Origin of the sequence: Streptomyces sp. enrichment culture (genome assembly GCF_964272855.1) — a bacterium.
Classification (GTDB): domain Bacteria; phylum Actinomycetota; class Actinomycetes; order Streptomycetales; family Streptomycetaceae; genus Streptomyces.
This window is the reverse complement of sequence record NZ_OZ186847.1, coordinates 7,504,304-7,528,273: the sequence shown is the minus strand read 5'-3', so window position 1 is coordinate 7,528,273 and position 23,970 is coordinate 7,504,304. Positions and strand designations below refer to the sequence as shown.

Here is a 23,970-nt window from a genome sequence, read left to right as displayed (position 1 = left end):
GCCGGTGCGGCTCCTAGCCTGACTTTGTGCCGGAAATAAACAAAACCCGCTCGCACAACGTCGTGCCGGGTCACCACGCCGACCTCACCCGCCTCCGAATCGCCCTGACCACCTTCTTCGCCCTCGACGGCTTCGTCTTCGCCGGCTGGGTCGTCCGCATCCCCGCCATCAAGGAACAGGCCGGCGCCTCCCCCAGCACCCTCGGCCTCGCGCTGCTCGGGGTGTCCGCCGGCGCGGTCGTCACGATGATCCTCACCGGCCGCCTGTGCCGCCGCTTCGGCAACCACCGGGTCACCGTCGGCTGCGCCGTACTCCTCTCGCTCAGCGTCGCCCTGCCCCCGCTCACCCACTCCGCGCTCGCGCTCGGCGCGGTGCTGCTGGTGTTCGGGGCCGCGTACGGCGGGATCAACGTGGCCTTCAACAGCGCGGCCGTCGATCTCGTGACCGCCCTGCGCCGGCCGGTCATGCCGACCTTCCACGCCGCCTTCAGCCTGGGCGGCATGCTCGGCGCGGGACTGGGCGCGCTGGTGGCCGGAAGCCTCTCCCCCACCCGCCATCTGCTCGGACTCACCCTCGTCGGCCTGGCCGTCACCGCCCTCGCGGGACCGACGCTGCTGCGCCACGAACCCCCGGCGCGGCCGGCACCGGCGGAGCGGGGGCACCGCGCGGCGGACGCCCCGCCCCACCCCGACCGCCGTACCCGCGCCCTCGTGATCGTGTTCGGGCTCATCGCCCTGTGCACCGCGTACGGCGAGGGCGCTCTGGCCGACTGGGGCGCCCTGCACCTGGAGCAGGATCTGCACGCCTCCCCCGGCGTCGCCGCGATCGGCTACTCGTGTTTCGCGCTCGCCATGACCTTGGGACGGCTGAGCGGGACCGTGCTGCTGGAGCGCATGGGCCGCACCCGCACCGTCGTCGTGGGCGGTGCCACCGCCGCGGCCGGCATGCTGCTCGGCTCGCTCGCGCCGTCACTGTGGGCGGCGCTGCTGGGCTTCGCGGTCGCGGGGCTCGGCCTCGCCAACCTCTTCCCGGTCGCGGTGGAGCGCGCGGGCGCCCTCGCCGGTCCCGGCGGTGTCGCCGTCGCCTCGACGCTCGGCTACGGCGGCATGCTGCTCGGGCCGCCCGCCATCGGGTTCATGGCCGACTGGTTCTCCCTGCCGGCCGCCCTCACCAGCGTCGCCGCGCTGGCGGCCCTGGCCGCGCTGATCGGGTTCGTGACGCGACGGACCACGGCGTAGCCGCGGAGAGACCCCGCCACGAAGACATCGCCACGAAGACCCCGCCACACCCCGCAGGGGTCGGCGCGGAAACCGCCTTGCCATGAAGCCCTCTCCATCCGGCAGACTGCGCCGCATGGAACCCACTGCCCTGGATACGGGCCGATTCGTCGAAACACTGGACAGGGAAGGCCGGTTGCTCGCCGCGGCCGCCGAGCGGGCCGGCACCGACGCCAAGGTGCCGACCTGCCCCGGCTGGCAGGTGCGCGACCTGCTGCGGCACACCGGCGCGGTGCACCTGTGGGCCGCGTCGTACGTCCTGGAGGGACACACCGAGCGGCGCCCCTTCGGTGACGCCCCGGACCTCGACGGCGCCGCGTTGGTGACCTGGTACCGAGACGCGCACCGCCGGCTCGTCGACACCCTCACCGACGCGGCGCCCGACGTGTCCTGCTGGGCGTTCCTGCCCGCGCCCTCGCCGCTGGAGTTCTGGGCCCGCCGCCAGGTCCACGAGACGACCGTGCACCGCTTCGACGCCGAGTCGGCGCTCGGCGGCACACCGAGTCCCGTCGAGAGGGCCGTCGCGGCGGACGGCATCGACGAGTTGCTGCGCGGCTTCCACGCCCGCTCGAGGAGCCGGGTCCGCACGGACGAGCCGCGTGTCCTGCGGGTGCGGGTGACCGACACGGACACGGACGCGATGTGGACGGTACGGCTGTCGCCGGAGCCGCCGGTGACGGTCCGGGGCGGCGACGGGGAAGCCGACTGTGAACTGTCCGGTGGCGCCGAGGAGTTGTACCTGGCGTTGTGGAACCGGCTGCCCCTGCCGTCCGTGACGGGCGACCGGGCGCTGGCCGCGCTGTGGCGGGAGCGGTCCGCGATCTGACAGGCCTTCGCTCAGCCCTGCGCGTCCGGCGTCTCCGGCGCGCCGGGCGTGTCCTGGCCCAGCATCCGGGTCAGCACCGCCCGCTGCACCGGCAGCACCTCACCGTGCAGGGCACGCCCCTTCTCGGTCAGCGCGACCCGGACACCGCGCCGGTCCTCGGCGCACATGCCGCGGCTGACCAGCCCGTCCTTCTCCAGCCGGGCGATCAGCCGGGACAGGGCGCTCTGGCTGAGGTGGACCCGCTCGGAGATCTCCTGCACGCGATAGCTGCAGGGACCTTTCGGCGCCTCGGCCTCGGCCAGCACGTCGAGGACCTCGAAGTCGCTGGCGCACAGCCCGTGCCCGTGCAGTGCCCGGTCGAGTTCCCAGTGGGTGCGGGCGTGCAGCGACAGGAGGTCCCGCCACTGCTCCACGAGCGCCCGCTCGTGCTTGTTCGCCGCCATGTCGGCACCGTAACAGAGAAAGCGCTTTATTGCACAGGCATTAAATGCACACGCATGTATTTTGCTTCGGGCTCGCTTGCTCCGCCGGGCGCGCGGCTGTGAGACTCGTGCCATGACTTTCCACGGGGGACGGCGCACGCAGGCCGAGCGGGACGCGATCACCGTCGAGATCGGGTACGCGCTGTGCAGCGCGGCCTTCGCGGCGGCGCTGCTCTTCGGGGCGGTCGCCGGTCCGGCGCTGCTGTTCGACCTGCCGCCCACGCTGTCGGCCCTGCTCCTGCGCACCGGCCAGGTTCTCGCACCGGTGCTGTTCCTGGCCCGGGTGATCGCGGTGCTGGTCCGCTTCCGTACCGCCCCTCAGCCCAGCCAGCCCGGTCGCACCAGCCCCGACTCGTAGGCCAGCACGACGAGTTGGGCCCGGTCGCGGGCGCCGAGCTTCACCATCGTGCGGCTCACATGGGTCTTGGCGGTGAGGGGGCTGACGACCAGGCGGCGGGCGATCTCCTCGTTGGACAGGCCGATGCCGACCAGGGCCATCACCTCCCGCTCCCGCTCGGTGAGGGCGGCGAGCGCGCCGGCCGCCGCGGGCTCCTTGGAGCGGGCCGCGAACTCGGCGATCAGCCGCCGGGTCACCCCCGGCGAGAGCAGGGCGTCGCCCGCGACCACCGCCCGCACCGCGCGCAGCAGTTCCTCCGGTTCGGTGTCCTTCACCAGGAAGCCGGAGGCGCCCGCGCGGATCGCCTCGAAGACGTACTCGTCGAGTTCGAAGGTGGTCAGCATGACCACCCGCACACCGTCCAGGCCCGCGTCGCCGGTGATCCGGCGGGTGGCGGCCAGGCCGTCGAGGACCGGCATCCGGATGTCCATCAGGACGACGTCGGGGCGCCGCTCCCGCACCGCGCGCAGCGCCTCCTCGCCGTCGGCGGTTTCCGCGACGACCTCGATGTCGGGCTGCGCGTCGAGCAGCGCCCGGAAACCGGCCCGCACCAGTGCCTGGTCGTCGGCGAGCAGTACGCGGATCACCGTTCCCCCTCCTCGCGGCGCGCCGGCAGTGGCAGGACGGCGGCCACCCGGAACCCGCCGTCGGGGCGCGGGCCCGCCTCGATCGTGCCACCCAGGGCCGCGGCCCGCTCCCGCATCCCGGCCAGTCCGTTGCCGCTGCCGCCCGCGTCGGCGCCGGTCGCGGGCCCGTCGTCGTCGACACTCAGCCGTAGCGCGTCGCCGTCGGTGGCGAGCCGCACGCGCGCGTGCCGTGAACCGGAGTGCCGTACGACGTTGGTGAGCGCTTCCTGGACGATCCGGAAGGCGGCGAGGTCCGTGCCCGGCGGCAGTCGCGGTGCCGTCCCCTCGACCCGGACCGTGAGGCCGGCGTCCGCCGCCGCCTCGACCAGCTCGGGCAGCCGGTCCAGACCGGGGGCCGGGGCGCGGGGCGCGTCACCGGGCGCGCGCAGCGTGTCGAGCACCTGGCGGACCTCGCCCAGGGCCTCCTTGCTGGCGGCCTTGATGGTGGTGAGCGCGGTGCGCGCCTGCTCCGGGTCGCTGTCGAGGAGGGCGAGTCCGACGCCCGCCTGCACGTTGATCACGGAGATGCTGTGCGCGAGGACGTCGTGCAGCTCGCGGGCGATCCGCAGACGTTCCTCGTCGGCGCGCCGCCGCGCGGCCTGGGCCCGCTCGGCGCGCTCCCGCGCCCACTGCTCGCGCCGGGCGCGGGCCAGCTCCGACAGCGCCACGACCGCCACCACCCAGGTGGCGACCACGATCTCCTGGCCCCAGGAGGCGGCGCCGTCCCCGGACGGCGGCAGCCACCGGTACAGCCAGTGGGCGACCAGCACATGTGCGGCCCACAGCGTGCCGAGCGCCGTCCAGGCCGCTCTTCGGTGTCCGGTGACGACCGCGCTGAAGCAGGCCACGGCGACGGTCAGCAGCACCGGCCCGTACGGGTATCCGGCGCCCAGGTAGACCGCGACCGTCGCCGCCGTCCCGAACACCACGGCCCGCGGCCGGCGGTACCGCCACAGCAGCTGGCCCGCCGCCACGAACAGCAGCACCCGCGCGAACGGATCGAGGGCCGCCCGCTCGCCCTCCTGGGCGTGCGCGGCGAAGTTCGAGCCCAGCAGGACGAGGACGGTGAGCAGCGCGGTGGAACGCCACGGCCACCGGACCGGGCGCCCCTCGCCTTCCGGGGCCCCCCGCCACTGCGGCCCGTGCCGCCACCACGCGGGCGGACCGCCCCGGCGTACGTGCTGCTGTTCCATGACGGCCACGCTAGACGCCGGGCCCCGTGGTCGGCGTCACCCCCGGGAGGTGCTCACACGTACTCCTCGCGAGGTACGGGCCGCCGGGCCCCGGTGTCCTCCCTGAGTCGCAGCCGGCGCAGCGGCCGGGGCGCCCACCAGTTGGCGCGCCCGGCGAGCCGCATCGTCACCGGGAGCAGCACCACCCGGATGAGGGTGGCGTCGACGAGAATCGTCAGGGCCGTGCCGACGCCCAGCTCCTTGAGGAAGACGACGCCGCCGGTGGCGTACGACAGGAAGGACAGGGCCAGGATCCCGGCCGCCGCGGTGATCAGCGGGGCACTGCGCCGGATGCCCTCGGCGACCGCCCGCGTGGTGTCGCCGGTGCGTTCGTGCTCCTCCTTGACGCGGGCCAGGAGGAACACCTCGTAGTCCATCGACAGCCCGTACGCCACGCAGAACATCAGCACCGGGATGCTCGGCTCGATGGAACCGGTCGGGGTGAAGCCGAGCAGCCCGGACAGGTGGCCGTCCTGGAACACCCACACCAGGCAGCCGAACATCACGGACAGGCTGAGCAGGTTGAGCACGGTCGCCTTGGCCGGCAGCAGCACACTGCCGGTCATCAGGAAGAGGATCACGTACGTGGCGACCAGGACCAGGGCGACCGCGAGCGGCAGCCGGTCCAGGAGCGTGGCGCGGAAGTCGGTTGTCTCGCCCGGATAGCCGCCGACCAGCACAGGGGCGGGCGCCGGGGTGTCGCGGATCCGCTCGACGAACGCGGGGACGTTCCCGTACATCGCCTCCTGGGTGGGTACGACGGCCAGGCGCACCCGTCCGTCGGGGGCCGTCAGCCGGTCCTGGCCGGGCGCGCCGGTGCGGACGCCGTCGCGGTAGGCGCCGTCGGGGGCGTCGACCAGGAAGACGCCCGGGATACGGGAGAGTTCGGCGGCGTACGCGCGCGTGGCGGCCGTTTTCGTGAGCACGACCTGGACCGTGTCGGTGGGCTCGGCGGCGAACTCCCGGTGCACGATCTCGGAGGTGGTGCGCGAGGAGGTGCCCTCGGGCAGGGTGCGCTCGTCGGGCAGGCCGAAGCGCAGCCCGAGGACGGGCGAGGCGGCGACGAGGAGCACGGCCAGCACCGCGGCGCCCGCGAGGACCGGGCGGCGCATGGCGGCGAGCGCGGTGCGGTGCCAGAAGCCGGAGGCGGGGGCCTCGGCGCGTTCCACGCGGTGTCCCCAGCGGGCGAGCGCGGCGGGCAGGAACAGCACGGCGCCGGTGACCGCCGCCGGCACGACGAGGACACCGGCGTAGGCGAACGAGCTGAGGAAGAAGAACGGGAACACCAGCAGCGCGCACAGCGACACCGCGACCGTGACCCCGCTGAAGACGACGGTCCGGCCGCCGACGGCGGTGGCCCGCACGACGGCCTCGGGCCGGGCGAGGCCCGCGACCCGCTCCTCCCGGTACCGGTTGATCACGAACAGGCTGTAGTCGATGCCGAGGCCGAGGCCGAGGACCAGCGCGAGGTTCGCGGCGAACGTGGACACCTCGGTGAACTGCGCGAGCGCCCGCAGTCCGGCGAGGGTGCCGACGACGGAGAACAGTCCGACGGCGACGGTCAGCAGGGCGGCCACCGTCCGCCGGTAGAACAGGATCAGCAGGAGCAGCACGGTCGGCAGGGCGAACGCCTCCGCGCGCAGGAAGTCGGTGCGGGCCTGCTCGCCGACCTGCCGGGAGATCTCCTCCTGCCCGCCGACCCGTACCTCCAGTTCGGGGGTGACGCGGGTCAGCCGGGGCGAGAGCGTGGCCAGTTCCTCGCGGGTCTCGGTGGCGGAGCCCTCCAGGCGGGCGAGGATCAGGCCGCGCCGGCCGTCCTCGCCGCGCAGCGCCGGACCGTTCGCGTCCCAGTACGAGGTGACGTCCGTGACCTGCGGCAGCCCCTCCACCTCGGCGGTGAGGGCGCGGGCGGCGCGGGCGGTGGCCGGGCTGTCCACATCGCCGTCGCGGGCCGTGACCAGCAGGGCCAGATTGGGGTTGCCGGTGCCGAAGCGGTCGCGCAACTGCTCCGCCGCGCGCACCGACTCGGTGCCGGGCGAGTCCCAGCGGGACAACTGGAGGTCGTCCTGGGCGCCGGCGCCGTACGCGCCGAGGCCCAGGAAGGCGAGCAGGACGCCGATCAGAACGGCACGACTGTGCCGCACGGCCAGGCGGCCGAGCCGGGTGAGCATGTGAGGGCCTTTCTCGGGGAAACGCTGTCCGGACACCGTCCGGGAGAGCGCTGGAAGGCCCGCTGGAAGATCCGCTGGAAGACCTGTGATCCGCCGGAACCCGGGCCTCGGGATACGCTCGACGCATGGGTGAGGGGACAACCGGCACATCGGGCGTGCGCTTCGAACTGCTCGGCCCGCTACGGGCGTTGCGCGACGGCGAGGAGATCCCGCTGGGCCCGCCGAAGCAGCGGTCGGTGCTCGCCGTCCTGCTGCTCCAGGAAGGCCGCTCCCTGTCGTACGACGGTCTCGTCGAGGCCGTGTGGGGCGGCGCGCCGCCGGTGCATGTGCGCAACCTGGTGCAGAAGTACGTCTCCGGACTGCGCCGCGCGCTGGGGGACGGACCGCGGCTGTCGTGGACGGGGGCGGGCTATCGGCTGACCGGCGCGGACATCGACGACCTGCGCGAGCGGCGCCGGCTGGTGGACTCGGCCCGCGCCGCGCGGGAGGCGGGCCAGGTGGCGCAAGCCGTCGAACTGGCACGCCGCGCCGAAGAGTTGTGGCGGGGCGAGTTCGCCGAAGGCCTCCAGGCGCCGTACCTGGCCGCGGAGCGTCTGCGCTGGGCGGAGAAACGTCTCACCGTGCTGGAGGCACGCCTCGGCGGCGAGATCGAGCTCGGACGCTCCTTCGAGTACGTCCACGAACTCGTCCGCCTCGTCGCCGCGCACCCCCTGCGCGAACGCCTCGTCGAACTCCTGATGCTCGCTCTGTGCCGCAGCGGGCGCCCCGCCGACGCCCTCACCGCCTACGAGTCCGCCCGCCACCGCCTCGCCGAGTCCCTGGGCGCGGACCCCGGCCCCGCACTCCGCTCCCTGCACGCCCGGATCCTGCGCCAGGACCCGGAGTTGATGCCGGGAGCGGCGGTGGCGGTGTCCTGACGAGGGCCGTCCACGCCGGCAGCCCCGGCCGTGTCACTCCGCGTGGACCAGCCCCACGGAGTGGGCGAGCCCGGTCACGGCGTGGCGGAAGAACGGTTCGCGGTCCTCGACGATGCGGTTGAACTGGCCGAACACCTCGAAGGTCACCAGCCCGTACAGCTGCGCCCAGGCCGCGACGAGCACGGCCACCACCTCGGGCGGGAGGTCGGGGGCGAGGTCGGCGGCCATGCGCTCGGCCTCGGCGCGGAGGTCGGCGGGCAGGGGCGTCTTCGCCACGCCACGGCCCCGGTGGGCGTCCCGCACGATGCGGATGAGCAGGTGCCCGACGCGGGCCGCGGGGGGCACGGTGGTCCGGGGCGCGGTGTAGCCCGGCACCGGTGAGCCGTAGATCAGGGCGTACTCGTGGGGCTGCGCGAGCGCCCATGCCCGTACCGCCTCGCACACGGCCGTCCAGCGCCGGATCGGCCCGGCGTCGGCCACCGCGTCGTGGGCGGTCTCGGCGGCCTCGCCGAGGGAGTCGTAGGCGTCGATGATGAGCGCGGTCAGCAGGTCGTCGCGGCTGGGGAAGTAGCGGTAGAGCGCGGAGGAGACCATGCCCAGCTCGCGGGCGACCGCGCGCAGTGAGAGCTTGGCGGCGCCGTCGACCGCGAGCTGGCGGCGGGCCTCGTCCTTGATGGCCTCGGTGACTTCGATCCTGGCGCGGGCGCGGGCGCCGCGGGTGGTGCTGCTTCCGGTGCTGCTGCTCATGAGAGGGAGTTTCCCATGTTTCCGGAGCAGTGCACACATAGGTGAGCGGTGCTCTTGGTCTGGAGTGGCGCTCTTGGTGCGGAGTGGTGCTCTCGGGTCGGAGCGGCGCTCTCCTCAGAGATTGCCGACCCGAAAAGAGAGCACTGCTCTTGCTTTGGATCGCCGCTCTCGTGCACACTGCTCTCAACCGAGAGCAGTGCTCACACTTCTTCTCTCCCAGGGGGAACACACATGTCCACGCACGTCCTGAAGCCCGGCTGGTTCACCGTCAACGTGTTCAACCGCGCCGTGGCCTGGCTGACCCGCCGCGGCCTCAGCGTCTGGGGCTCCCGCGTCCTCGCCGTCCGCGGCCGCAAGAGCGGGCAGTGGCGCACCACCCCCGTGAACCTGATGACCTTCGAGGGCCGGCAGTACCTGATCGCACCGCGCGGCCACGTCCAGTGGACGCACAACATGCGCGCGGCCGGCGGCGGCGAGCTGCGGCTCGGCAAGGGCGTGGAGGTGTTCACCGCGACCGAGGTCGCCGACGACGACAAGCCCGCGCTGCTGCGCGCCTACCTCAAGCGCTGGAAGTTCGAGGTGGGCGCGTTCTTCAACGGGGTCGGCCCCGACTCCTCCGACGCCGAGCTGCGCCGGATCGCCCCGGACCACCCCGTCTTCCGCGTCGAGATCACGTCGGTCAGGACGACGGGGTGACCTCGCCGTCGGCCGTGGCCGACCTGCGGTCCAGTGCCACCAGGGCGCGCTGGGCGATCGGCCGGGTGCGGACCATCTCGCCCAGCGAGGTCGACCCGCGGGTGATGTCCATGAACGCCCGCCACGCCGGCCGGAAGCCGGTCAGCGCCGCGTGGAACAGGCCGGGCCGCCGCTCGAACGCCTGCAGCAGCCGCTTGCCGACGGCCATCTCGACGCCCAGCCCCGCCTTGACGGCGAACGCGTAGTTCAGAGCCTGCCGGCGGGTGTCCACGGCGTCGTGCGCCTCGGCGATCCGCACCGCCCACTCCCCCGCGAGCCGACCGGAGCGCAGCGCGAACGAGATGCCCTCGCGGGTCCACGGCTCCAGCAGCCCCGCCGCGTCCCCGCACACCAGCACCCGCCCGCGTGACAGCGGCGAGTCGTCGGCGCGGCAGCGGGTGAGATGCCCGGACGAGACGCTCGGCTCGAAGCCGGCGAGGCCGAGCCGCCCGATGAAGTCCTCCAGGTAGCGCTTGGTCGCGGCGCCTTCGCCGCGTGCCGAGATCACGCCGACGGTGAGGGTGTCGCCCTTCGGGAACACCCAGCCGTAACTGCCCGGGATCGGCCCCCAGTCGATGAGGACGCGCCCCTTCCAGTCCTCGGCGACGGTCTCGGGCACCGGGATCTCCGCCTCCAGGCCGAGGTCCACCTGTCCGAGCTTCACGCCGACGTGCGCTCCTATGCGGCTGGCGCTGCCGTCCGCGCCGACCACGGCGTGCGCCAGCAGGGTCTCGCCGCCCTGGAGGACGACGGCGACCGTGCGCCGGTCCGGGACCGCCGAGCCGTGCTGCTCGACCCGCTGCACGGTGACGCCGGTACGCAGTTCGGCGCCCGCCTTCTGCGCGTGCTCGACGAGCTGCTGGTCGAACTCGGGCCGGTTGATCAGCCCGAACAGCATCTGCTTGGAGCGCCGGGTGCGGCTGAAGCGCCCGTTGTGGGAGAACGTGACCGCGTGGACGCGGTCCTTGAACGGCAGTTCGAAGCCGGGTGGCAGCGCGTCGCGGGAGGGGCCGATGATGCCGCCGCCACAGGTCTTGTAGCGGGGCAGCTCCGCCTTCTCCAGCAGCAGCACGCGCCGTCCCGCGACCGCCGCCGCGTAGGCGGCCGAGGCCCCCGCGGGTCCCGCCCCCACCACGACGACGTCCCACACCTGCCGCACGTCGTCCGCCGAAGAGTTCTCGCTGCTCACGATGGTCTACTGCTCCCGATCCAGCCGCCTGCCGCCTCTGTCCCTCGCATCCTACGGCGGAGATCGCCACAGGCCGCTGTGGGAGGATCGGCACTACTCGCACCCGTACAACGTCGCACCCACAAGGAGCGTGCCCATGTCGTCGAATCCGGTCGCCGAGACCGTCGCCTCGCTGATGCCCAGGGCGAAGGCGGAGCTCACCGAGCTGGTGGCCTTCAAGTCGGTGGCGGACTTCGACCAGTTCCCGAGGAGCGAGAGCGAGGGCGCCGCGCGCTGGGTCGCGGACGCGCTCACCGCCGAGGGCTTCGAGGACGTGGCGCTGCTGGACACCCCGGACGGCACCCAGTCGGTGTACGGCTACCTGCCCGGCCCGGCGGGCGCGAAGACGGTCCTGCTCTACGCGCACTACGACGTGCAGCCGCCGCTCGACGAAGCGGGCTGGAGCACCCCGCCGTTCGAGCTGACCGAGCGGGACGGCCGCTGGTACGGGCGCGGCGCCGCCGACTGCAAGGGCGGCGTGATCATGCACCTGCTGGCGCTGCGCGCGCTGAAGGCGAACGGCGGTGTGCCGGTGCACGTGAAGGTGATCGCCGAGGGCTCGGAGGAGATGGGCACGGGCGGCCTGGAGCGGTACGCCGAGGCGCACCCGGAGCTGCTGGAGGCCGACACGATCGTGATCGGCGACGCGGGCAACTTCCGCGTGGGCCTGCCGACGGTCACCGCCACGCTGCGCGGCATGACCCTGGTGCGGGTGCGGATCGACACGCTCGCCGGCAACCTGCACTCGGGCCAGTTCGGCGGCGCCGCGCCCGACGCGCTGGCCGCGCTGATCCGCGTACTGGACTCGCTGCGGGCCCAGGACGGTTCGACGACGGTCGAGGGGCTGACCGGCGAGGCGTCGTGGGACGGTCTGCAGTACGACGAGGAGCAGTTCCGCGCGGACGCGAAGGTGCTGGACGGCGTGGAGCTGATCGGTTCCGGCACGGTCGCGGACCGGATCTGGGCGCGTCCGGCGGTCACCGTGCTCGGCATCGACTGCCCGCCGGTCGTGGGTGCCACGCCGTCGGTGCAGGCGAGTGCCCGGGCGCTGGTCAGCCTGCGGGTGCCGCCGGGGGTGGACGCGGCCGAGGCGACCAAGCTGCTCCAGGCGCACCTGGAGGCGCACACCCCGTGGGGGGCGCGGGTGAGCACGGAGCAGATCGGCCAGGGCCAGGCGTTTCGCGCGGACACCTCCAGCCCGGCGTACCAGGCGATGGCCGACGCGATGGCGGTGGCGTACCCCGGTCAGGAGATGCAGTACGCCGGTCAGGGCGGCTCGATCCCGCTGTGCAACACCCTCGCGGCGCTCTACCCGCGGGCGGAGATCCTGCTCATCGGGCTGAGCGAGCCGGAGGCCCAGATCCACGCGGTGAACGAGAGCGTGTCGCCGGAGGAACTGGAGCGGCTGTCGGTGGCGGAGGCGCTGTTCCTGCGGAACTACGCGGCGAGCTGACACCCGCGGGCTCTGCTCTCGGCCAAGGGCCCTCGCCTGCGGGCGGGGGCCCTTCTACGGTCGCCCCATGGACGTCATCGAGTTGCTGCCCAGCCTCCATCTGCTGCGTTTCCCGGTCGGCCAGGCCTATCTCTGGCGGGACGGGGACGAGTCGACCCTGATCGACGCCGGGCCGGGCGGCTCCGGCGCGGCTCTCGCCGAGGCGGTCACCGCGCTCGGCCGGAGGCCGCGGGACGTACGGCGGATCGTGCTCACGCACTTCCACGAGGACCATGTGGGCGGGGCGGCCGAGTTCGCCGCGCTGAGCGGGGCGGAGGTGTTGGCCCACCACCTGGACGCGCCGTTCGTCCGGGGTGAACGGCCGGGTCCGCCGCCGGTGTTCGAGGACTGGGAGCGCCCGATCCACGCCGAGGCCCTCAAGCTTCTGCCGCCGGACGACTTCGCGCGCCCGCAGCGCGTCACCGAGGTGTCCGACGGTGACGTTCTCGACTTCGGCGGCGGGGCGTGGGTCGTCCACGTCCCGGGCCACACGGACGGCAGCGTCGCACTCCACCTCCCCGAGCACGGTGTGCTGTTCACCGGGGACGCGGTAGCCGCGTCCCCGGTGGACGGCGCGGTGCTACCGGGCGTGTTCAACCTGGACCGGGCGCGGACGATCGCCTCCTTCCACCGGCTGGCCGCCCTCGACACCGAGGTGGCCTGCTTCGGGCACGGCGATCCGGTGGTCGGGCAGGCCGCCGCGGCGCTCAGGAAGTCGGCGGAGGCGTACGCGTAGCCGTGTCACCGACCGGCACGCCCGCCTCCAGGTACATCGCGGCCCCGCGCTCTCTGGCCCGCAGTGCCCAGCGGAGCCGTTCGTAGCGCACGGGCGGGAGCAGGTCGGCGGCCTCCTGCTCGGTGACGAAGCGCCAGTCGCGCAGTTCGGGCCCGGGGAGCAGGACCCGGCCGGTCTCCTCGGAGTCGAGCCGTCCGCCGTCGAAGAGCAGACGCAGACCGCCGTATCCGGGGGGTGCGGGCGGTTCCCAGTCGGCGACGAGCAGACGTGGTACGTCGTCGAGGCGGATGCCGGTCTCCTCGGCGACCTCGCGGATCCCGGCCCGGGCGGGTGCCTCGCCGGGTTCCACGACGCCGCCGGGGAACTCCCAGCCGGGCTTGTAGGTGGGGTCGACGAGGAGGACCCGGTCCTGTTCGTCGAAGAGGAGGACGCCGGCGGCGAGGGTCTCGGCGGTGGGTTCGGGGGTCTGCACGATGTCGCAGACGGGGACGGTCCCCGAGGCGACGGCCTCCGCGATGCGTGCGGCGGTCTGCTGCGGGGTGAGGGTGCCGTTGTCGACGAGGTGGGCGTCGGCGGTGAGCCAGGAGGCGAGGGCGGCCTGGTACGGCTCGATGTGGTCGTAGGACCACTGGCGGATCCGTATCTCGCCGTCGGGCAGGTCCGGTGGGACCTCCCGGTGGGCTATCCGCTCCCGCAGTATCGTTTCGGCCGGAGCGAGCAGCACATGGCGGACACTGATCCGGCGGGCGGCGAGACCACCGAAGATCTCGTCGCGGTACTCCTGGCGGAGCAGGGTCATGGGGACCACGAGGGTGCCGCCGAGTTCGGCGAGCATCGCGGCCGCGGTGTCGATGACGAGACGGCGCCAGATCGGCAGGTCCTGGAAGTCGCCGACCTCGGCGAGGTGTTTGGCCGGCAGCAGGTGCGTGAGTGCGCCGCCGATGACCTCGGGGTCGAAGAGCGTGCTGTTCGGGATCAGGTCGATCAGTTCCCGTGCGGTGGTGGTCTTCCCCGCACCGAACGTACCGTTGATCCAAACGACGGTCACGTTTCCCCCTCTTCTGTTGGCCCCTGTGGCTTGCCCGCTCCACCCTGCCACGGAAACCAGCCCCCGTTGAGGGCGCACAAACGGAAGGCGCCGGTCCCCATGTCGGGGAACCGGCGCCCGCTGTTCCGGGTTGGCCCGGTCAGCGCTCCTGCCCGCCGGACGTGTCGTCGCCCGGCATGGCCAGGCTGTCGCTGGCGATGGCCGGGTCGAGTCTGCTGAGGGTGTCGCCCACTTTGAGGTCGGTCAGCTGTTCCCCGAGCGCGTGGGACGGGGTGACCGCCGCGACGACGAAACCGGTGGCGAGGGAGGCGATGGCGAGCATGCTGCGCTTCTTCATGCCCCGTTCAACTGCGAACCGGACCGGAGGTCACGCCCCCACCGCCGGACGCTTCCTCCACGGCTGCCGCCTCCTCACACCCCCGCCTCCTCACACCCCCGCCGCGGCCGCACGCCGGGTCAGCGCGGCGGCCGCCGCGCCCACCAGGCCCGCGTCCGTGCCCATCCGGGCCGGGGCGACGGTCAGGTGCCGGACGAAGGAGAGGGTCGCGTAGTCCGCGAGCGCCTCGCGCAGCGGGGCGAACAGGACGTCACCGGCCTTGCCCACGCCCCCGCCGATCACGGCGATGTCGATCTCCACGAGGGTCGCGGTGGCCGCGATCCCGGCGGCCAGCGCCTGCGCGGCCCGCTCGAAGGAGGCCACGGCGACCGGATCGCCGGCCCGCGCCGCGGCCGCCACCGCGGCGGCGGAGCCGTCCCCGTCCGGGCCCGGCCGCCAGCCGTTCTCCAGGGCCCGCCGCGCGATGTTGGGACCACTCGCGATGCGCTCCACGCAGCCGCGCGCCCCGCACGGGCACGGGTCGCCGTCGAGGTCGACGCTGATGTGGCCGATGTGTCCGGCGTTGCCGGTCGGGCCGGGGTGCAGCCGCCCGCCCAGGACCAGCCCGCCGCCGACGCCGGTGGAGACCACCATGCACAGCGCGTTGTCGTGGCCGCGCGCGGCGCCCTGCCAGTGCTCGGCGGCGGTGATCGCCACCCCGTCGCCGATCAGCTCGACCGGCAGCCCGCCGGTCGCCGCCCGGACCCGCTCGACCAGCGGAAAGCCACGCCAGCCGGGCACGTTCACCGGGCTCACGGTGCCCGCCGAGGCGTCCACCGGGCCCGCGCTGCCGATGCCGACGGCGGTCACACGGCTCCACGGCGGCGCGACGGACAGTTCCCCGAGGACGTCCTCGACGGCCCGCATCACGGTGTCGCCGTCCTGCTGCGCGGGGGTCGGGCGCTGGGCCCGCACCACGATCCGGCCGCCGCCGTCCACCAGCGCGCCTGCGATCTTGGTACCGCCGATGTCGAGCGCGGCCACGAGGTCGGTGTGCATCAGTGTCGGATCTCCCGCTCAGACAGGTTCTCCCCACCGGGGGAGACGGGTCGTCCGGTCCTGCGGTGGGGGCGCGAGGCCGGAGTGTGCGGTGGACAGTCTCTCCCGGCCATGACAACGTTGTCCAGGCTCTATGCTCGACGCCACATCCTCATACAACCCATGGGCCGACGCATCCCGTGGATCACAGGACAGGACACCGCACGTGCCCGAGACCATCCGAGCCGACCGTCTCCCCGGCAGCCGCTACGGCAACCGGCCCACCATGAAGGACGTCGCGGCGCGCGCCGGCGTCGGTCTGAAGACGGTCTCCCGGGTCGTCAACGGCGAACCGGGTGTGACCCCGGAGACGGAGGCCCGGGTCCAGGAGGCCATAGCGGCCCTCGGATTCCGCCGCAACGACAGCGCCCGGGTGCTGCGCAAGGGCCGCACCGCGAGCATCGGCCTGGTCCTGGAGGACCTCGCAGACCCGTTCTACGGCCCCCTCAGCCGCGCGGTCGAGGAGGTGGCCCGCGCACACGGCGCGCTGCTGATCAACGGCTCCAGCGCCGAGGACCCCGAGCGGGAGCAGGAGCTGGTGCTGGCGCTGTGCGCACGGCGGGTGGACGGCCTGGTGGTGATCCCGGCCGGCGACGACCACCGCTACCTGGAGCCGGAGATCAGGGCGGGCGTCGCCACCGTCTTCGTGGACCGGCCCGCCGGGAGCATCGACGCCGATGTGGTGCTCGCCGACAACCACGGCGGTGCCCGCGCCGGAGTGGCCCATCTGATCGCCCACGGGCACCGCCGGATCGGCTTCATCGGCGACATGCCCCGCATCCACACCGCCGCCGAGCGGCTGCGCGGCTACCGGGCGGCCATGGAGGACGCGGGCATACCGGTCGAGGACGCGTGGATGTCCCTGGGCGTCACCGACCCGGCACGGGTGCGGCGGGCGGCCGAGGAGATGCTCTCCGGCCCGGCCCCCGTCACCGCGATCTTCGCGGGCAACAACCGGGTCACCGTCACCGTGGTGCGGGTGCTGGCCGAGCAGAGCCGCCGGGTCGCCCTGGTCGGCTTCGACGACTTCGAACTGGCCGATCTGCTCCGGCCGGGCGTCACCGTCGTCGCTCAGGACGCGGCCGCCCTCGGCCGGACCGCGGCCGAGCGGCTGTTCCGCCAGCTGGACGGCTCACTGGTCGTCCCGGAGCGGATCGAGCTGCCGACCCGGCTGATCACACGCGGCTCGGGCGAGCTGCCGCCGGCGGACTGAGGGGATCGAGAGCCCTGGTGAGCCACCGCGACGACCGGACGCTTCGCGCGCTGGGCCTCGCCGAGGCGCCGCGCGACCATCCGCTGACCTATCCGGGCGCCTGGCCCGAGGACTCCGGACTCCTCACCGGAGACCGGCTGTTACCGCTGGACCGGCTGGTGTACGAGGACCGGACGCCCGTCCTCACCGTCGGCTCCAACGCCTGCCCCGGCCAGCTGCGCCACAAGATGGACGACTTCGGCCTCGACTCCCCCATCCCCATGGTGCGGACCCGGGTGACCGGCCTCGACATCGGCGTCTCGGCACATGTGAGCCGCCTGGGCTATGTCTCCGCCTCGCCCTTCGCCGCGCCGGGGACGGTACGCGAGCTGTTCGTCATCTGGCTGGATCCGGCCCAGCTGACGATCATCGACGCCAGCGAGGGGGTGCCGCTGCCGGACGGCAACTTCCGGCGGGCCTGGCTGCCCGCGCCCGAGGTGCGCGTCGAGCTGGCGGACGGCACCGTACTGCCCGGAGCGTACGCGTACGTGAATCGCCGTGGCGTCCTGCGCGACGGCGCGGGCGCGCCGCGTCGGCATCCCGGCCGGCAGCGTCCCCTGATCACCGAACTCCTCGCCGCGCTCCCCCGGTTGCGGGCCCTGTTCGGGGGCACGCCGGAGGAGTTCACCGCGCGGGCGCGGGCCGACCGGCGGCTGTGCGAGCGGGGCACCCGGGTGTTCGCCGAGGAGAAACTGGTGACGGCGTCCGGGCTGGAGCGGTACGTACGGACTCAGCAGAACGGAAGTCCCGGCACCGGCCCGTCGTTGACGCCGCCCTCGATGTAGACGTCGCTGACCCAGACGTCCGCGTTGCCGCTGTCGTCGTCGGTCTTCGCCCACCAGACGTTGGTCCACCGGCCCTGGGTCTCGCGGCGGCCCAGGTTCTGCTGGCAGTAGAAGTAGTTGGTGCCCTCGTTGAGGATGCCCACCTCGGTGCCGGAGGCGGTGTGGGACCTGGCGGTGCGCCAGACCCGGCAGTTGTACTTGCCGCCGCCGATGGGGTGGCAGGTCGGTGCGGGGGTGCCGTCGTCGGCCGCCGTCCGGCTCGGGGACGGTGCGCGGGACGACTCCCGGGCCGTGGGCTCCGCCGTGCGGCCCGCGCTCCGGGTGGCGGTGGGGCTCGGCTCGTCCGCGGCCCGCCCGGACGGCTCCGGGTCCGCGGAGCGGCCGCCTCCGGCACGGCGCTCCGCCGAGGACGCCGACGGCGCGGTGGGCCGGTCGTCCGCCTTGGCGTCACCGGCGGGGGCGTTCAGCAGGGCGACGGTGACGCCGGTCGCGACGAGGACGACGGCCACGGCCGCGGCGGCGAGCAGCGCACGCCCCTTGCGGCGAGGCGGGGTGCCCACGGCCATGGGGCTGGTGACGGGAAGCGCGGCGGGCGTGCCGGACGCCGGGACGGGGGCTGCCGGGCCGTATCCAGGTGCGGTGGGGACTCCGTGCCCCGGCGCGCCACCCGTGACGTGGCCGCCTCGGGAGTACTCCGAGGCGCCTTGGGGCGGTCCGAAGCCCGGTGGTACGGACGGTACGTCGCGCTCGGTCTCGGTCCGGGACGGGGCGGTCGTGGGGCCGCCGCGCAGCGGGGTGGTCGGCAGGTCCCGGTCCGGGGCCTGGGCCACGGCTTCCAGGAGGTCGCGGCCCCGTTCGGCGTCGGGGCGGGAGTGCGGCTGCTTTTCCATCAGCTGCCGGAGCACGGGGACGAGGGGTCCGGCGCGGCGGGGTTCCGGGAAGGGTTCGGCCACGATCGCGGTGAGCGTGGAGTACGTCGACGTACGGCGGAACGGCGAGGCGCCTTCCACGGCCGCGTACAGGGTGGCGCCGAGGGCCCAGACGTCGGACGCGGGGCCGGGTTCGGCGCCCTGGGCGCGTTCGGGGGCCAGGTAGTCGAGGGAGCCGACGATCTCGCCGCTGCGGGTGAGGCGGGTGGCGGAGCCGTCCCCGGGGTCGTCCATGGTGGCGATGCCGAAGTCGGTGAGGACGACACGGCCGGAGCGGTCGAGGAGGATGTTGCCCGGCTTGACGTCGCGGTGCAGGACACCGGCGCGGTGGGCGGCGGCGAGCGCGTCCATGACCTTGGCGCCGATGCCGGCCGCCTCGCGCGGGTCGAGGGTGCCGCGGTCGCGCAGCACGTCGTCCAGGGACGGCCCGTCGACCAGCTCCATGACGATGAGCGGACGGCCGTCGACCTCGGCGATGTCGTGGACGGCGACGACTCCGGGATGGCGCACCCGGGCGGCCGCGCGGGCCTCGCGCTGCATCCGCAGCCGTAGTTCGGCCAGTTCGGGCCCGGCGGCGTCGTTGTAGGTGCGCAGTTCCTTGACGGCGACCTCGCGGCCCAGGACCTCGTCGACGGCTCGCCACACGACTCCCATGCCGCCGCGTCCGAGCCGGGCCGTCACGCGATACCGCCCGGCCAGCAGCCGGCCGGCCCCCTCCGTCTGTTCGTACTCCCCCGAAGACACCGCTGCCCCGTTCCTGTGTCACGTCATTGCGTGGCGTACAGGGTACGGGGCAGGGGTGACGGCGGCGGCCGGGCCCCGCTACTCGGCGGAGGCCGTCAGGTCGCCCCGGCGGGGCGCGGCGAAGCCCTCGAGGTCGGCGCGGGTCAGCCCGGTCAGCTTGGCGACCTCGGCGATGTCCAGGGCGCCGCAGTCCAGGCCGCGCAGCAGGTAGCCGCTGAGGGCCTTGGCGGTGGCGGGCTCGTCCATGACGTCGCCGCCGGCCCGGTTGGCGTACCGGGCGAGGCGGCCGGCGGCCTGCTCGAAGCCCTCGCGGTAGAAGGCGAAGACGGCCGCGTAGCGGGTGGGGATGTGGCCGGGGTGCATGTCCCAGCCCTGGTAGTAGGCGCGGGCGAGGGCGCGGCGGGTGAGGCCGTAGTGCAGGCGCCAGGCGTCGTGGACCTTGGCGGTCGGGCCGACGGGCAGGACGTTGGTGGAGCCGTCGGAGACGCGTACGCCGGTGCCCGCGGCGGCGACCTGCATGATCGCCTTGGCGTGGTCGGCGGCGGGGTGGTCGCTGGCCTGGTAGGCGGCGGAGACGCCGAGGCAGGCGCTGTAGTCGAAGGTGCCGTAGTGCAGGCCGGTGGCCCGGCCCTCGGCGGCCTGGATCATCCGGGCGACGGTGGCGGTGCCGTCGGCGGCGAGGATGGACTGGCTGGTCTCGATCTGGATCTCGAAGCCGATCCGGCCGGCCTCCAGACCGTGCGCCTTCTCGAAGGCCTCCAGGAGCCGGACCATGGCGGTGACCTGCTCCGGGTAGGTGACCTTGGGCAGGGTGAGGACCAGTCCGCCGGGCAGTCCGCCGGCCCGCATCAGGCCGGTGAGGAAGATGTCGAGGGTGCGGATGCCGCGGTCGCGGACGGCGGCCTCCATGCACTTCACGCGGATGCCCATGTAGGGGGCGGCGGTGCCGTTCGCGTACGCCTCGGCGATCAGCCGGGCGGCGCGGGCCGCGTCCTGGTCCTCGTCCTTGCCCTGGTAGCCGTCCTCGAAGTCGACGCGCAGGTCCTCGATGGGCTCGCGCTCCAGCTTGGCGCGGACGCGGGAGTGGACGGGCTCGGCGAGTTCGTCGGGCAGGCCGAGGACGGCGGCGAAGGAGGCGGCGTCCGGCGCGTGCTCGTCGAGGGCGGCGAGGGCCTGGTCGCCCCAGGAACGGATGGTGTCGGCGGCGAAGGCGTCGCCGGGGACGTAGACGGTGTGGACGGGCTGGCGGGTGCCGGGGTCCCCGGGGTAGAGGCGCTCCAGTGCGGCGTCGACCGGTGCGAGGGAGGCGCTGATCTCCTCGCCGACGGCGCCCGCGAGGCTCGTCGCCACCTGCTCCTGCTGCCCCTGACCCATTCCCACACCCTCCTGTTTTCCGTTGTGCGGAATCAATAATCCGCAGAACGAAGTTATCCGGGTGGCTTCCCGCTGGTCAACACCCGTCCGCAGCATGGTCCGCCCTGACGGCCGCTCCCGCGCGCCGGGCCCGGACGAGCCGAGGCCCCCGTGACCGTCGGCGGTCACGGGGGCCTCGGACGAACCGGGCGGGGATCAGCCCTTGCGGGTCTTGATCTCCTCGGTGAGCTGCGGGACGACGTCGAAGAGGTCGCCGACGACGCCGTAGTCGACGAGGTCGAAGATCGGGGCCTCGGGGTCCTTGTTGACGGCCACGATGGTCTTCGAGGTCTGCATGCCCGCGCGGTGCTGGATCGCGCCGGAGATACCGGAGGCGATGTACAGCTGCGGCGACACGCTCTTGCCGGTCTGGCCGACCTGGTTGGTGTGCGGGTACCAGCCGGCGTCGACCGCGGCGCGCGAGGCACCCACGGCCGCGCCGAGGGAGTCGGCGAGCGCCTCGATGATCGCGAAGTTCTCCGCACCGTTGACACCGCGGCCACCGGAGACCACGATCGCGGCCTCGGTCAGCTCCGGACGCCCGGTCGACTCACGCGCGGTGCGGCCGGTCACCTTGGTGCCGGTCGCGGCGGCGGAGAACGACACGGACAGCGCCTCGACCGCACCGGCGGCCGGAGCGGCCTCCACAGCGGCCGAGTTCGGCTTGACGGTGATGACCGGGGTGCCCTTGGAGACCCGGGACTTGGTGGTGAACGCGGCGGCGAACACCGACTGCGTCGCCACCGGACCCTCATCGCCGGCCTCCAGGTCGACGGCGTCGGTGATGATCCCGGAACCGATACGCAGCGCCAGGCGGGCGGCGATCTCCTTGCCCTCCGCGGACGACGGCACCAGCACCGCGGCCGGGGAGACGGCCTCGACCGCGGCCTGCAGGGCGTCCACCTTCGGCACGACCAGGTAGTCGGCGTACTCGGCGGCATCGTGGGTGAGGACCTTCACCGCGCCGTGCTCGGCCAGCGCTGCGGCGGTGTCCGCGGCCCCGTTGCCCAGCGCGACGGCGACCGGCTCGCCGATGCGGCGGGCCAGGGTCAGCAGCTCCAGGGTGGGCTTGCGGACGGCACCGTCCACGTGGTCGACATAGACGAGGACTTCAGCCATGGGACTTCTTCTCTCCTGCTTGCGAAGTGTGAGGGACGGTCAGCTGACTGGGGCTCAGATGAACTTCTGGCCCGCGAGGAACTCAGCGAGCTGCTTGCCGCCCTCGCCCTCGTCCTTGACGATCGTGCCCGCCGTCCGCGCCGGCCGCTCGGCTGCGGACTCGACGACGGTGTAGGCACCCTCGAGGCCGACCTCGTCGGCGTCGATGTCCAGATCCGACAGGTCCCAGGACTCAACCGGCTTCTTCTTCGCCGCCATGATGCCCTTGAACGACGGGTAGCGCGCCTCACCCGACTGGTCGGTGACGGACACGACGGCCGGGAGGGAGGCCTCCAGCCGCTCCGACGCGGCGTCGCCGTCGCGGCGGCCCTTGACCGTGCCGTCCTCGACGGAGACCTCGGAGAGCAGGGTGACCTGCGGGACGCCCAGACGCTCGGCCAGCAGCGCCGGGACCACACCCATGGTGCCGTCGGTGGAGGCCATGCCGGAGATCACCAGGTCGTAGCCGGCCTTCTCGATCGCCTTGGCCAGCACCAGCGAGGTGCCGATCGCGTCGGTGCCGTGCAGGTCGTCGTCCTCGACGTGGATCGCCTTGTCGGCACCCATGGACAGCGCCTTGCGCAGGGCGTCCTTCGCGTCCTCCGGGCCCACCGTCAGCACGGTGACCTCGGCGTCGTCGGCGTCCTCCGCGATCTGCAGCGCCTGCTCGACCGCGTACTCGTCCAGCTCGGAGAGCAGACCGTCCACGTCGTCCCGGTCGACGGTCAGGTCATCGGCGAAGTGCCGGTCGCCAGTGGCGTCGGGCACGTACTTCACAGTGACAACGATCCTCAAGCTCACGCCGGCTCTCCTACTGCATCGTCATTTTTCGGCTACCCCTTGCAGGCAGCATAGGCGCCCCAAGCGGCCGATCCCGGTCGGGGCGGCCTGCGCTTCCGACCGAAATATTACTCGTCAGTACACCCAGTTCGTGCCCGCTAAGCAAGCGCTTTGAACTGTGACCTTCGCAACGCAGCGTAACCGGAACTCGACGCCCTCGCAGGCGGACCCGTGCGTGATCAATCACGCAGAGCGGTGAACCGGCCCTGGTGGTAGAGAAGCGGGCGGCCGGTGCCCGTGGGGTCGCCGACGGCGACCTCGGCGAGGACTATGCGGTGGTCCCCGGCGGGCACGCGCGCGCGCACCCGGCACACCAGCCAGGCCAGTACGCCGTCGAGGACCGGGACGCCCTCCGGGCCCTCCCGCCAGGCAGTGGGCTCGCCGAAGCGGTCGGCGCCGCTGCGGGCGAAGGTGGCGGCCAGCTCCTGCTGGTGCTCGCCGAGTATGTGGACGCCCACGTGGTCGGCCTCGGCGATGGCGGGCCAGCTGGAGGCGCCGGTGCCGATGCCGAAGGACAGCATCGGAGGCTCCGCGGAGACGGAGGTGAGGGAAGTGGCGGTGAAGCCGACCGGACCGGCCGCGCCTCGCGCGGTGATCACCGCGACGCCCGCCGCGTGGCGCCGGAAGACGGCACGGAGCAGGTCGGGGGAGGCGAGCCGGGGGCCGGCTAGGTCGGGGGTTGCCGTCATGGTGGCCTTCTGCGAGTGGGGGCGAGCGGGTCCGTGGGTGCTCAACGGCCCGGACAGCGTGCGCTCGCGGTGCGGGCGAGGTCGACGTGCACCCGCCCGTAGAGATGGAGTTCCGAAGGCATAGGGTCAGGCTGACGATAGGTGGCTTGCACAGTCAAGTGCGTCCCACGTTGTGGGAGATGCCTCACGCTCGCCCGAACGCCCGGCACGGGGCCGCTCACACGGCCTCTCCCAGGGCCGCGATGACGTCGGCCTTGCGGGGCTGTCCGGTGGCCCGCCGTACGACCCGGCCGTCGGCGTCGAGGACCAGCACGGTCGGCGTCTTGACGATGTCCAGCCTGCGGACCAGGTCCAGGTGGGCCTCGGCGTCGATCTCCACATGGCGGACACCCGGCACCAGGCCGGCCACCTCGCCGAGGACGCGCCGGGTGGCCCGGCAGGGGGCGCAGAACGCGCTGGAGAACTGGACCAGCGTGGCGCGTTCGCCGAGGCCGACGCCCAACTCGGCCGCGTCGAGCCGCCTTCCGCTGTCGCGCCCGTGCACGTGTACTCTCCCGCTCCGCCGCCGTTCGCGGCTCTCCGTCAACTCACCACTGTCGTGCAGCGTTCACAGGGCCGCAAAGATTCCCGCCCGCCCCGGCTGCGAGATGTACCGGCTCGCGCGGCGCGTCACGGTTCGCACAGAGTAAAGGACGCTTAAAATCCCGAGGTGATCATGGGGGTGACGTGACAAGGATCTCGCCGACTAGGGGCACCAGGACTGGCTACCCGTCCGTTCTTCGGGCACGATCTGCGACAGGCCGTAAACCTACGGCTGCGTAGCTTTCCGCTG

24 protein-coding genes are annotated in these 23,970 nt (G+C 73.4%); 9 read left to right on the top strand and 15 right to left on the bottom strand.

All coding sequences use genetic code 11. The features are described from left to right. The first annotated feature begins 62 nt into the window (after window positions 1–62). Window positions 63–1,238, top strand: a complete 1,176-nt coding sequence (locus ACSU6L_RS33555) for an MFS transporter (RefSeq protein WP_437065140.1) — start codon at window positions 63–65, stop codon at window positions 1,236–1,238. A gap of 115 nt (window positions 1,239–1,353) precedes the next feature. After that, the gene (locus ACSU6L_RS33550; protein ID WP_437062974.1) at window positions 1,354–2,103 is read left to right on the top strand and encodes a maleylpyruvate isomerase family mycothiol-dependent enzyme; all 750 of its coding nucleotides are present in this window, start codon (window positions 1,354–1,356) and stop codon (window positions 2,101–2,103) included. A gap of 11 nt (window positions 2,104–2,114) precedes the next feature. On the opposite strand, the gene ACSU6L_RS33545 is transcribed toward ACSU6L_RS33550, so the two are convergent. Beyond that, window positions 2,115–2,546 (bottom strand): MarR family winged helix-turn-helix transcriptional regulator, encoded by a 432-nt coding sequence (locus tag ACSU6L_RS33545; RefSeq protein ID WP_437062972.1) that lies wholly within the window; start codon window positions 2,544–2,546, stop codon window positions 2,115–2,117. A gap of 112 nt (window positions 2,547–2,658) precedes the next feature. Here ACSU6L_RS33545 and ACSU6L_RS33540 point away from each other — a divergent pair, with 112 nt between their 5' ends. Further along, window positions 2,659–2,943 carry a DUF6332 family protein gene (locus ACSU6L_RS33540; RefSeq protein ID WP_073945089.1) on the top strand — a complete coding sequence of 95 codons (285 nt, stop codon included), beginning with the start codon at window positions 2,659–2,661 and terminating at the stop codon, window positions 2,941–2,943. Here the strand turns inward: ACSU6L_RS33540 and ACSU6L_RS33535 are convergent. The 3 genes from ACSU6L_RS33535 to ACSU6L_RS33525 are packed head-to-tail and all read right to left on the bottom strand — an operon-like array spanning window position 2,904 to window position 7,011. Then, on the bottom strand, window positions 2,904–3,569 hold the full coding sequence (locus ACSU6L_RS33535) for a response regulator (RefSeq protein ID WP_437062969.1): 666 nt from the start codon (window positions 3,567–3,569) through the stop codon (window positions 2,904–2,906). The two genes, ACSU6L_RS33540 and ACSU6L_RS33535, sit on opposite strands and share 40 nt — an antisense overlap. Continuing rightward, window positions 3,566–4,801 carry a sensor histidine kinase gene (locus tag ACSU6L_RS33530; RefSeq protein WP_437062967.1) on the bottom strand — a complete coding sequence of 412 codons (1,236 nt, stop codon included), beginning with the start codon at window positions 4,799–4,801 and terminating at the stop codon, window positions 3,566–3,568. The genes ACSU6L_RS33535 and ACSU6L_RS33530 overlap by 4 nt, the downstream gene beginning before the upstream one ends. Window positions 4,802–4,854: 53 nt before the next feature. Beyond that, window positions 4,855–7,011 carry an MMPL family transporter gene (locus tag ACSU6L_RS33525; protein ID WP_437062965.1) on the bottom strand — a complete coding sequence of 719 codons (2,157 nt, stop codon included), beginning with the start codon at window positions 7,009–7,011 and terminating at the stop codon, window positions 4,855–4,857. Window positions 7,012–7,136: 125 nt separating this feature from the next. Here ACSU6L_RS33525 and ACSU6L_RS33520 point away from each other — a divergent pair, with 125 nt between their 5' ends. Further along, window positions 7,137–7,928 (top strand): AfsR/SARP family transcriptional regulator, encoded by a 792-nt coding sequence (locus tag ACSU6L_RS33520; RefSeq protein ID WP_437062963.1) that lies wholly within the window; start codon window positions 7,137–7,139, stop codon window positions 7,926–7,928. A 33-nt stretch (window positions 7,929–7,961) separates the two neighbouring features. Here ACSU6L_RS33520 and ACSU6L_RS33515 read toward each other — a convergent pair whose 3' ends face one another. Then, complete coding sequence (locus ACSU6L_RS33515) at window positions 7,962–8,675, bottom strand: TetR/AcrR family transcriptional regulator (RefSeq protein WP_437062961.1); 714 nt, start codon at window positions 8,673–8,675, stop codon at window positions 7,962–7,964. 231 nt (window positions 8,676–8,906) lie between these two features. On the opposite strand from ACSU6L_RS33515, the gene ACSU6L_RS33510 reads away from it, so the two are divergent. Further along, entirely contained in the window at window positions 8,907–9,371 is a 465-nt protein-coding gene (locus tag ACSU6L_RS33510; RefSeq protein ID WP_437062959.1) for a nitroreductase family deazaflavin-dependent oxidoreductase, read from the top strand. Here ACSU6L_RS33510 and ACSU6L_RS33505 read toward each other — a convergent pair. Beyond that, entirely contained in the window at window positions 9,355–10,599 is a 1,245-nt protein-coding gene (locus tag ACSU6L_RS33505) for a geranylgeranyl reductase family protein (protein WP_437062957.1), read from the bottom strand. The two genes, ACSU6L_RS33510 and ACSU6L_RS33505, sit on opposite strands and share 17 nt — an antisense overlap. Window positions 10,600–10,735: 136 nt before the next feature. Between ACSU6L_RS33505 and ACSU6L_RS33500 the strand changes: the two genes are divergently transcribed. Both ACSU6L_RS33500 and ACSU6L_RS33495 read left to right on the top strand, forming a co-directional pair. After that, window positions 10,736–12,091, top strand: coding sequence for a dipeptidase (locus ACSU6L_RS33500; RefSeq protein ID WP_437062955.1), 1,356 nt, complete (start codon window positions 10,736–10,738; stop codon window positions 12,089–12,091). A 67-nt stretch (window positions 12,092–12,158) separates the two neighbouring features. Continuing rightward, window positions 12,159–12,866 (top strand): MBL fold metallo-hydrolase, encoded by a 708-nt coding sequence (locus tag ACSU6L_RS33495; protein ID WP_437062953.1) that lies wholly within the window; start codon window positions 12,159–12,161, stop codon window positions 12,864–12,866. Here ACSU6L_RS33495 and ACSU6L_RS33490 read toward each other — a convergent pair. The 3 genes from ACSU6L_RS33490 to ACSU6L_RS33480 all read right to left on the bottom strand — a co-directional run bounded on the left by ACSU6L_RS33490 (window position 12,838) and on the right by ACSU6L_RS33480 (window position 15,289). Then, window positions 12,838–13,914 carry an NUDIX hydrolase gene (locus tag ACSU6L_RS33490; RefSeq protein ID WP_437062951.1) on the bottom strand — a complete coding sequence of 359 codons (1,077 nt, stop codon included), beginning with the start codon at window positions 13,912–13,914 and terminating at the stop codon, window positions 12,838–12,840. The genes ACSU6L_RS33495 and ACSU6L_RS33490 overlap by 29 nt on opposite strands. A 139-nt stretch (window positions 13,915–14,053) precedes the next feature. Then, complete coding sequence (locus ACSU6L_RS33485; RefSeq protein ID WP_437062949.1) at window positions 14,054–14,251, bottom strand: hypothetical protein; 198 nt, start codon at window positions 14,249–14,251, stop codon at window positions 14,054–14,056. A 90-nt stretch (window positions 14,252–14,341) separates the two neighbouring features. Beyond that, on the bottom strand, window positions 14,342–15,289 hold the full coding sequence (locus ACSU6L_RS33480; RefSeq protein WP_437062947.1) for an ROK family protein: 948 nt from the start codon (window positions 15,287–15,289) through the stop codon (window positions 14,342–14,344). 205 nt (window positions 15,290–15,494) lie between these two features. Here ACSU6L_RS33480 and ACSU6L_RS33475 point away from each other — a divergent pair, with 205 nt between their 5' ends. Further along, window positions 15,495–16,541 (top strand): LacI family DNA-binding transcriptional regulator, encoded by a 1,047-nt coding sequence (locus tag ACSU6L_RS33475; RefSeq protein ID WP_437062945.1) that lies wholly within the window; start codon window positions 15,495–15,497, stop codon window positions 16,539–16,541. A 17-nt stretch (window positions 16,542–16,558) separates the two neighbouring features. Beyond that, entirely contained in the window at window positions 16,559–17,365 is an 807-nt protein-coding gene (locus ACSU6L_RS33470) for a hypothetical protein (protein WP_437062943.1), read from the top strand. Here ACSU6L_RS33470 and ACSU6L_RS33465 read toward each other — a convergent pair. The 6 genes from ACSU6L_RS33465 to ACSU6L_RS33440 all read right to left on the bottom strand — a co-directional run bounded on the left by ACSU6L_RS33465 (window position 17,311) and on the right by ACSU6L_RS33440 (window position 23,742). Continuing rightward, window positions 17,311–19,038, bottom strand: a complete 1,728-nt coding sequence (locus tag ACSU6L_RS33465; RefSeq protein WP_437062941.1) for a protein kinase domain-containing protein — start codon at window positions 19,036–19,038, stop codon at window positions 17,311–17,313. The two genes, ACSU6L_RS33470 and ACSU6L_RS33465, sit on opposite strands and share 55 nt — an antisense overlap. A gap of 78 nt (window positions 19,039–19,116) precedes the next feature. After that, entirely contained in the window at window positions 19,117–20,412 is a 1,296-nt protein-coding gene (locus tag ACSU6L_RS33460) for a DUF6986 family protein (protein WP_437062939.1), read from the bottom strand. 195 nt (window positions 20,413–20,607) lie between these two features. Beyond that, entirely contained in the window at window positions 20,608–21,570 is a 963-nt protein-coding gene (locus ACSU6L_RS33455) for an electron transfer flavoprotein subunit alpha/FixB family protein (RefSeq protein WP_437062937.1), read from the bottom strand. A 54-nt stretch (window positions 21,571–21,624) separates the two neighbouring features. After that, window positions 21,625–22,410 carry an electron transfer flavoprotein subunit beta/FixA family protein gene (locus ACSU6L_RS33450; protein WP_437062935.1) on the bottom strand — a complete coding sequence of 262 codons (786 nt, stop codon included), beginning with the start codon at window positions 22,408–22,410 and terminating at the stop codon, window positions 21,625–21,627. A gap of 218 nt (window positions 22,411–22,628) precedes the next feature. Beyond that, window positions 22,629–23,138: a flavin reductase family protein gene (locus ACSU6L_RS33445; protein WP_437062933.1), complete on the bottom strand. Its 510-nt coding sequence runs from the start codon at window positions 23,136–23,138 to the stop codon at window positions 22,629–22,631. A 217-nt stretch (window positions 23,139–23,355) separates the two neighbouring features. Further along, on the bottom strand, window positions 23,356–23,742 hold the full coding sequence (locus tag ACSU6L_RS33440) for a thioredoxin family protein (protein WP_437065139.1): 387 nt from the start codon (window positions 23,740–23,742) through the stop codon (window positions 23,356–23,358). Between the last annotated feature and the right edge of the window lie 228 nt (window positions 23,743–23,970).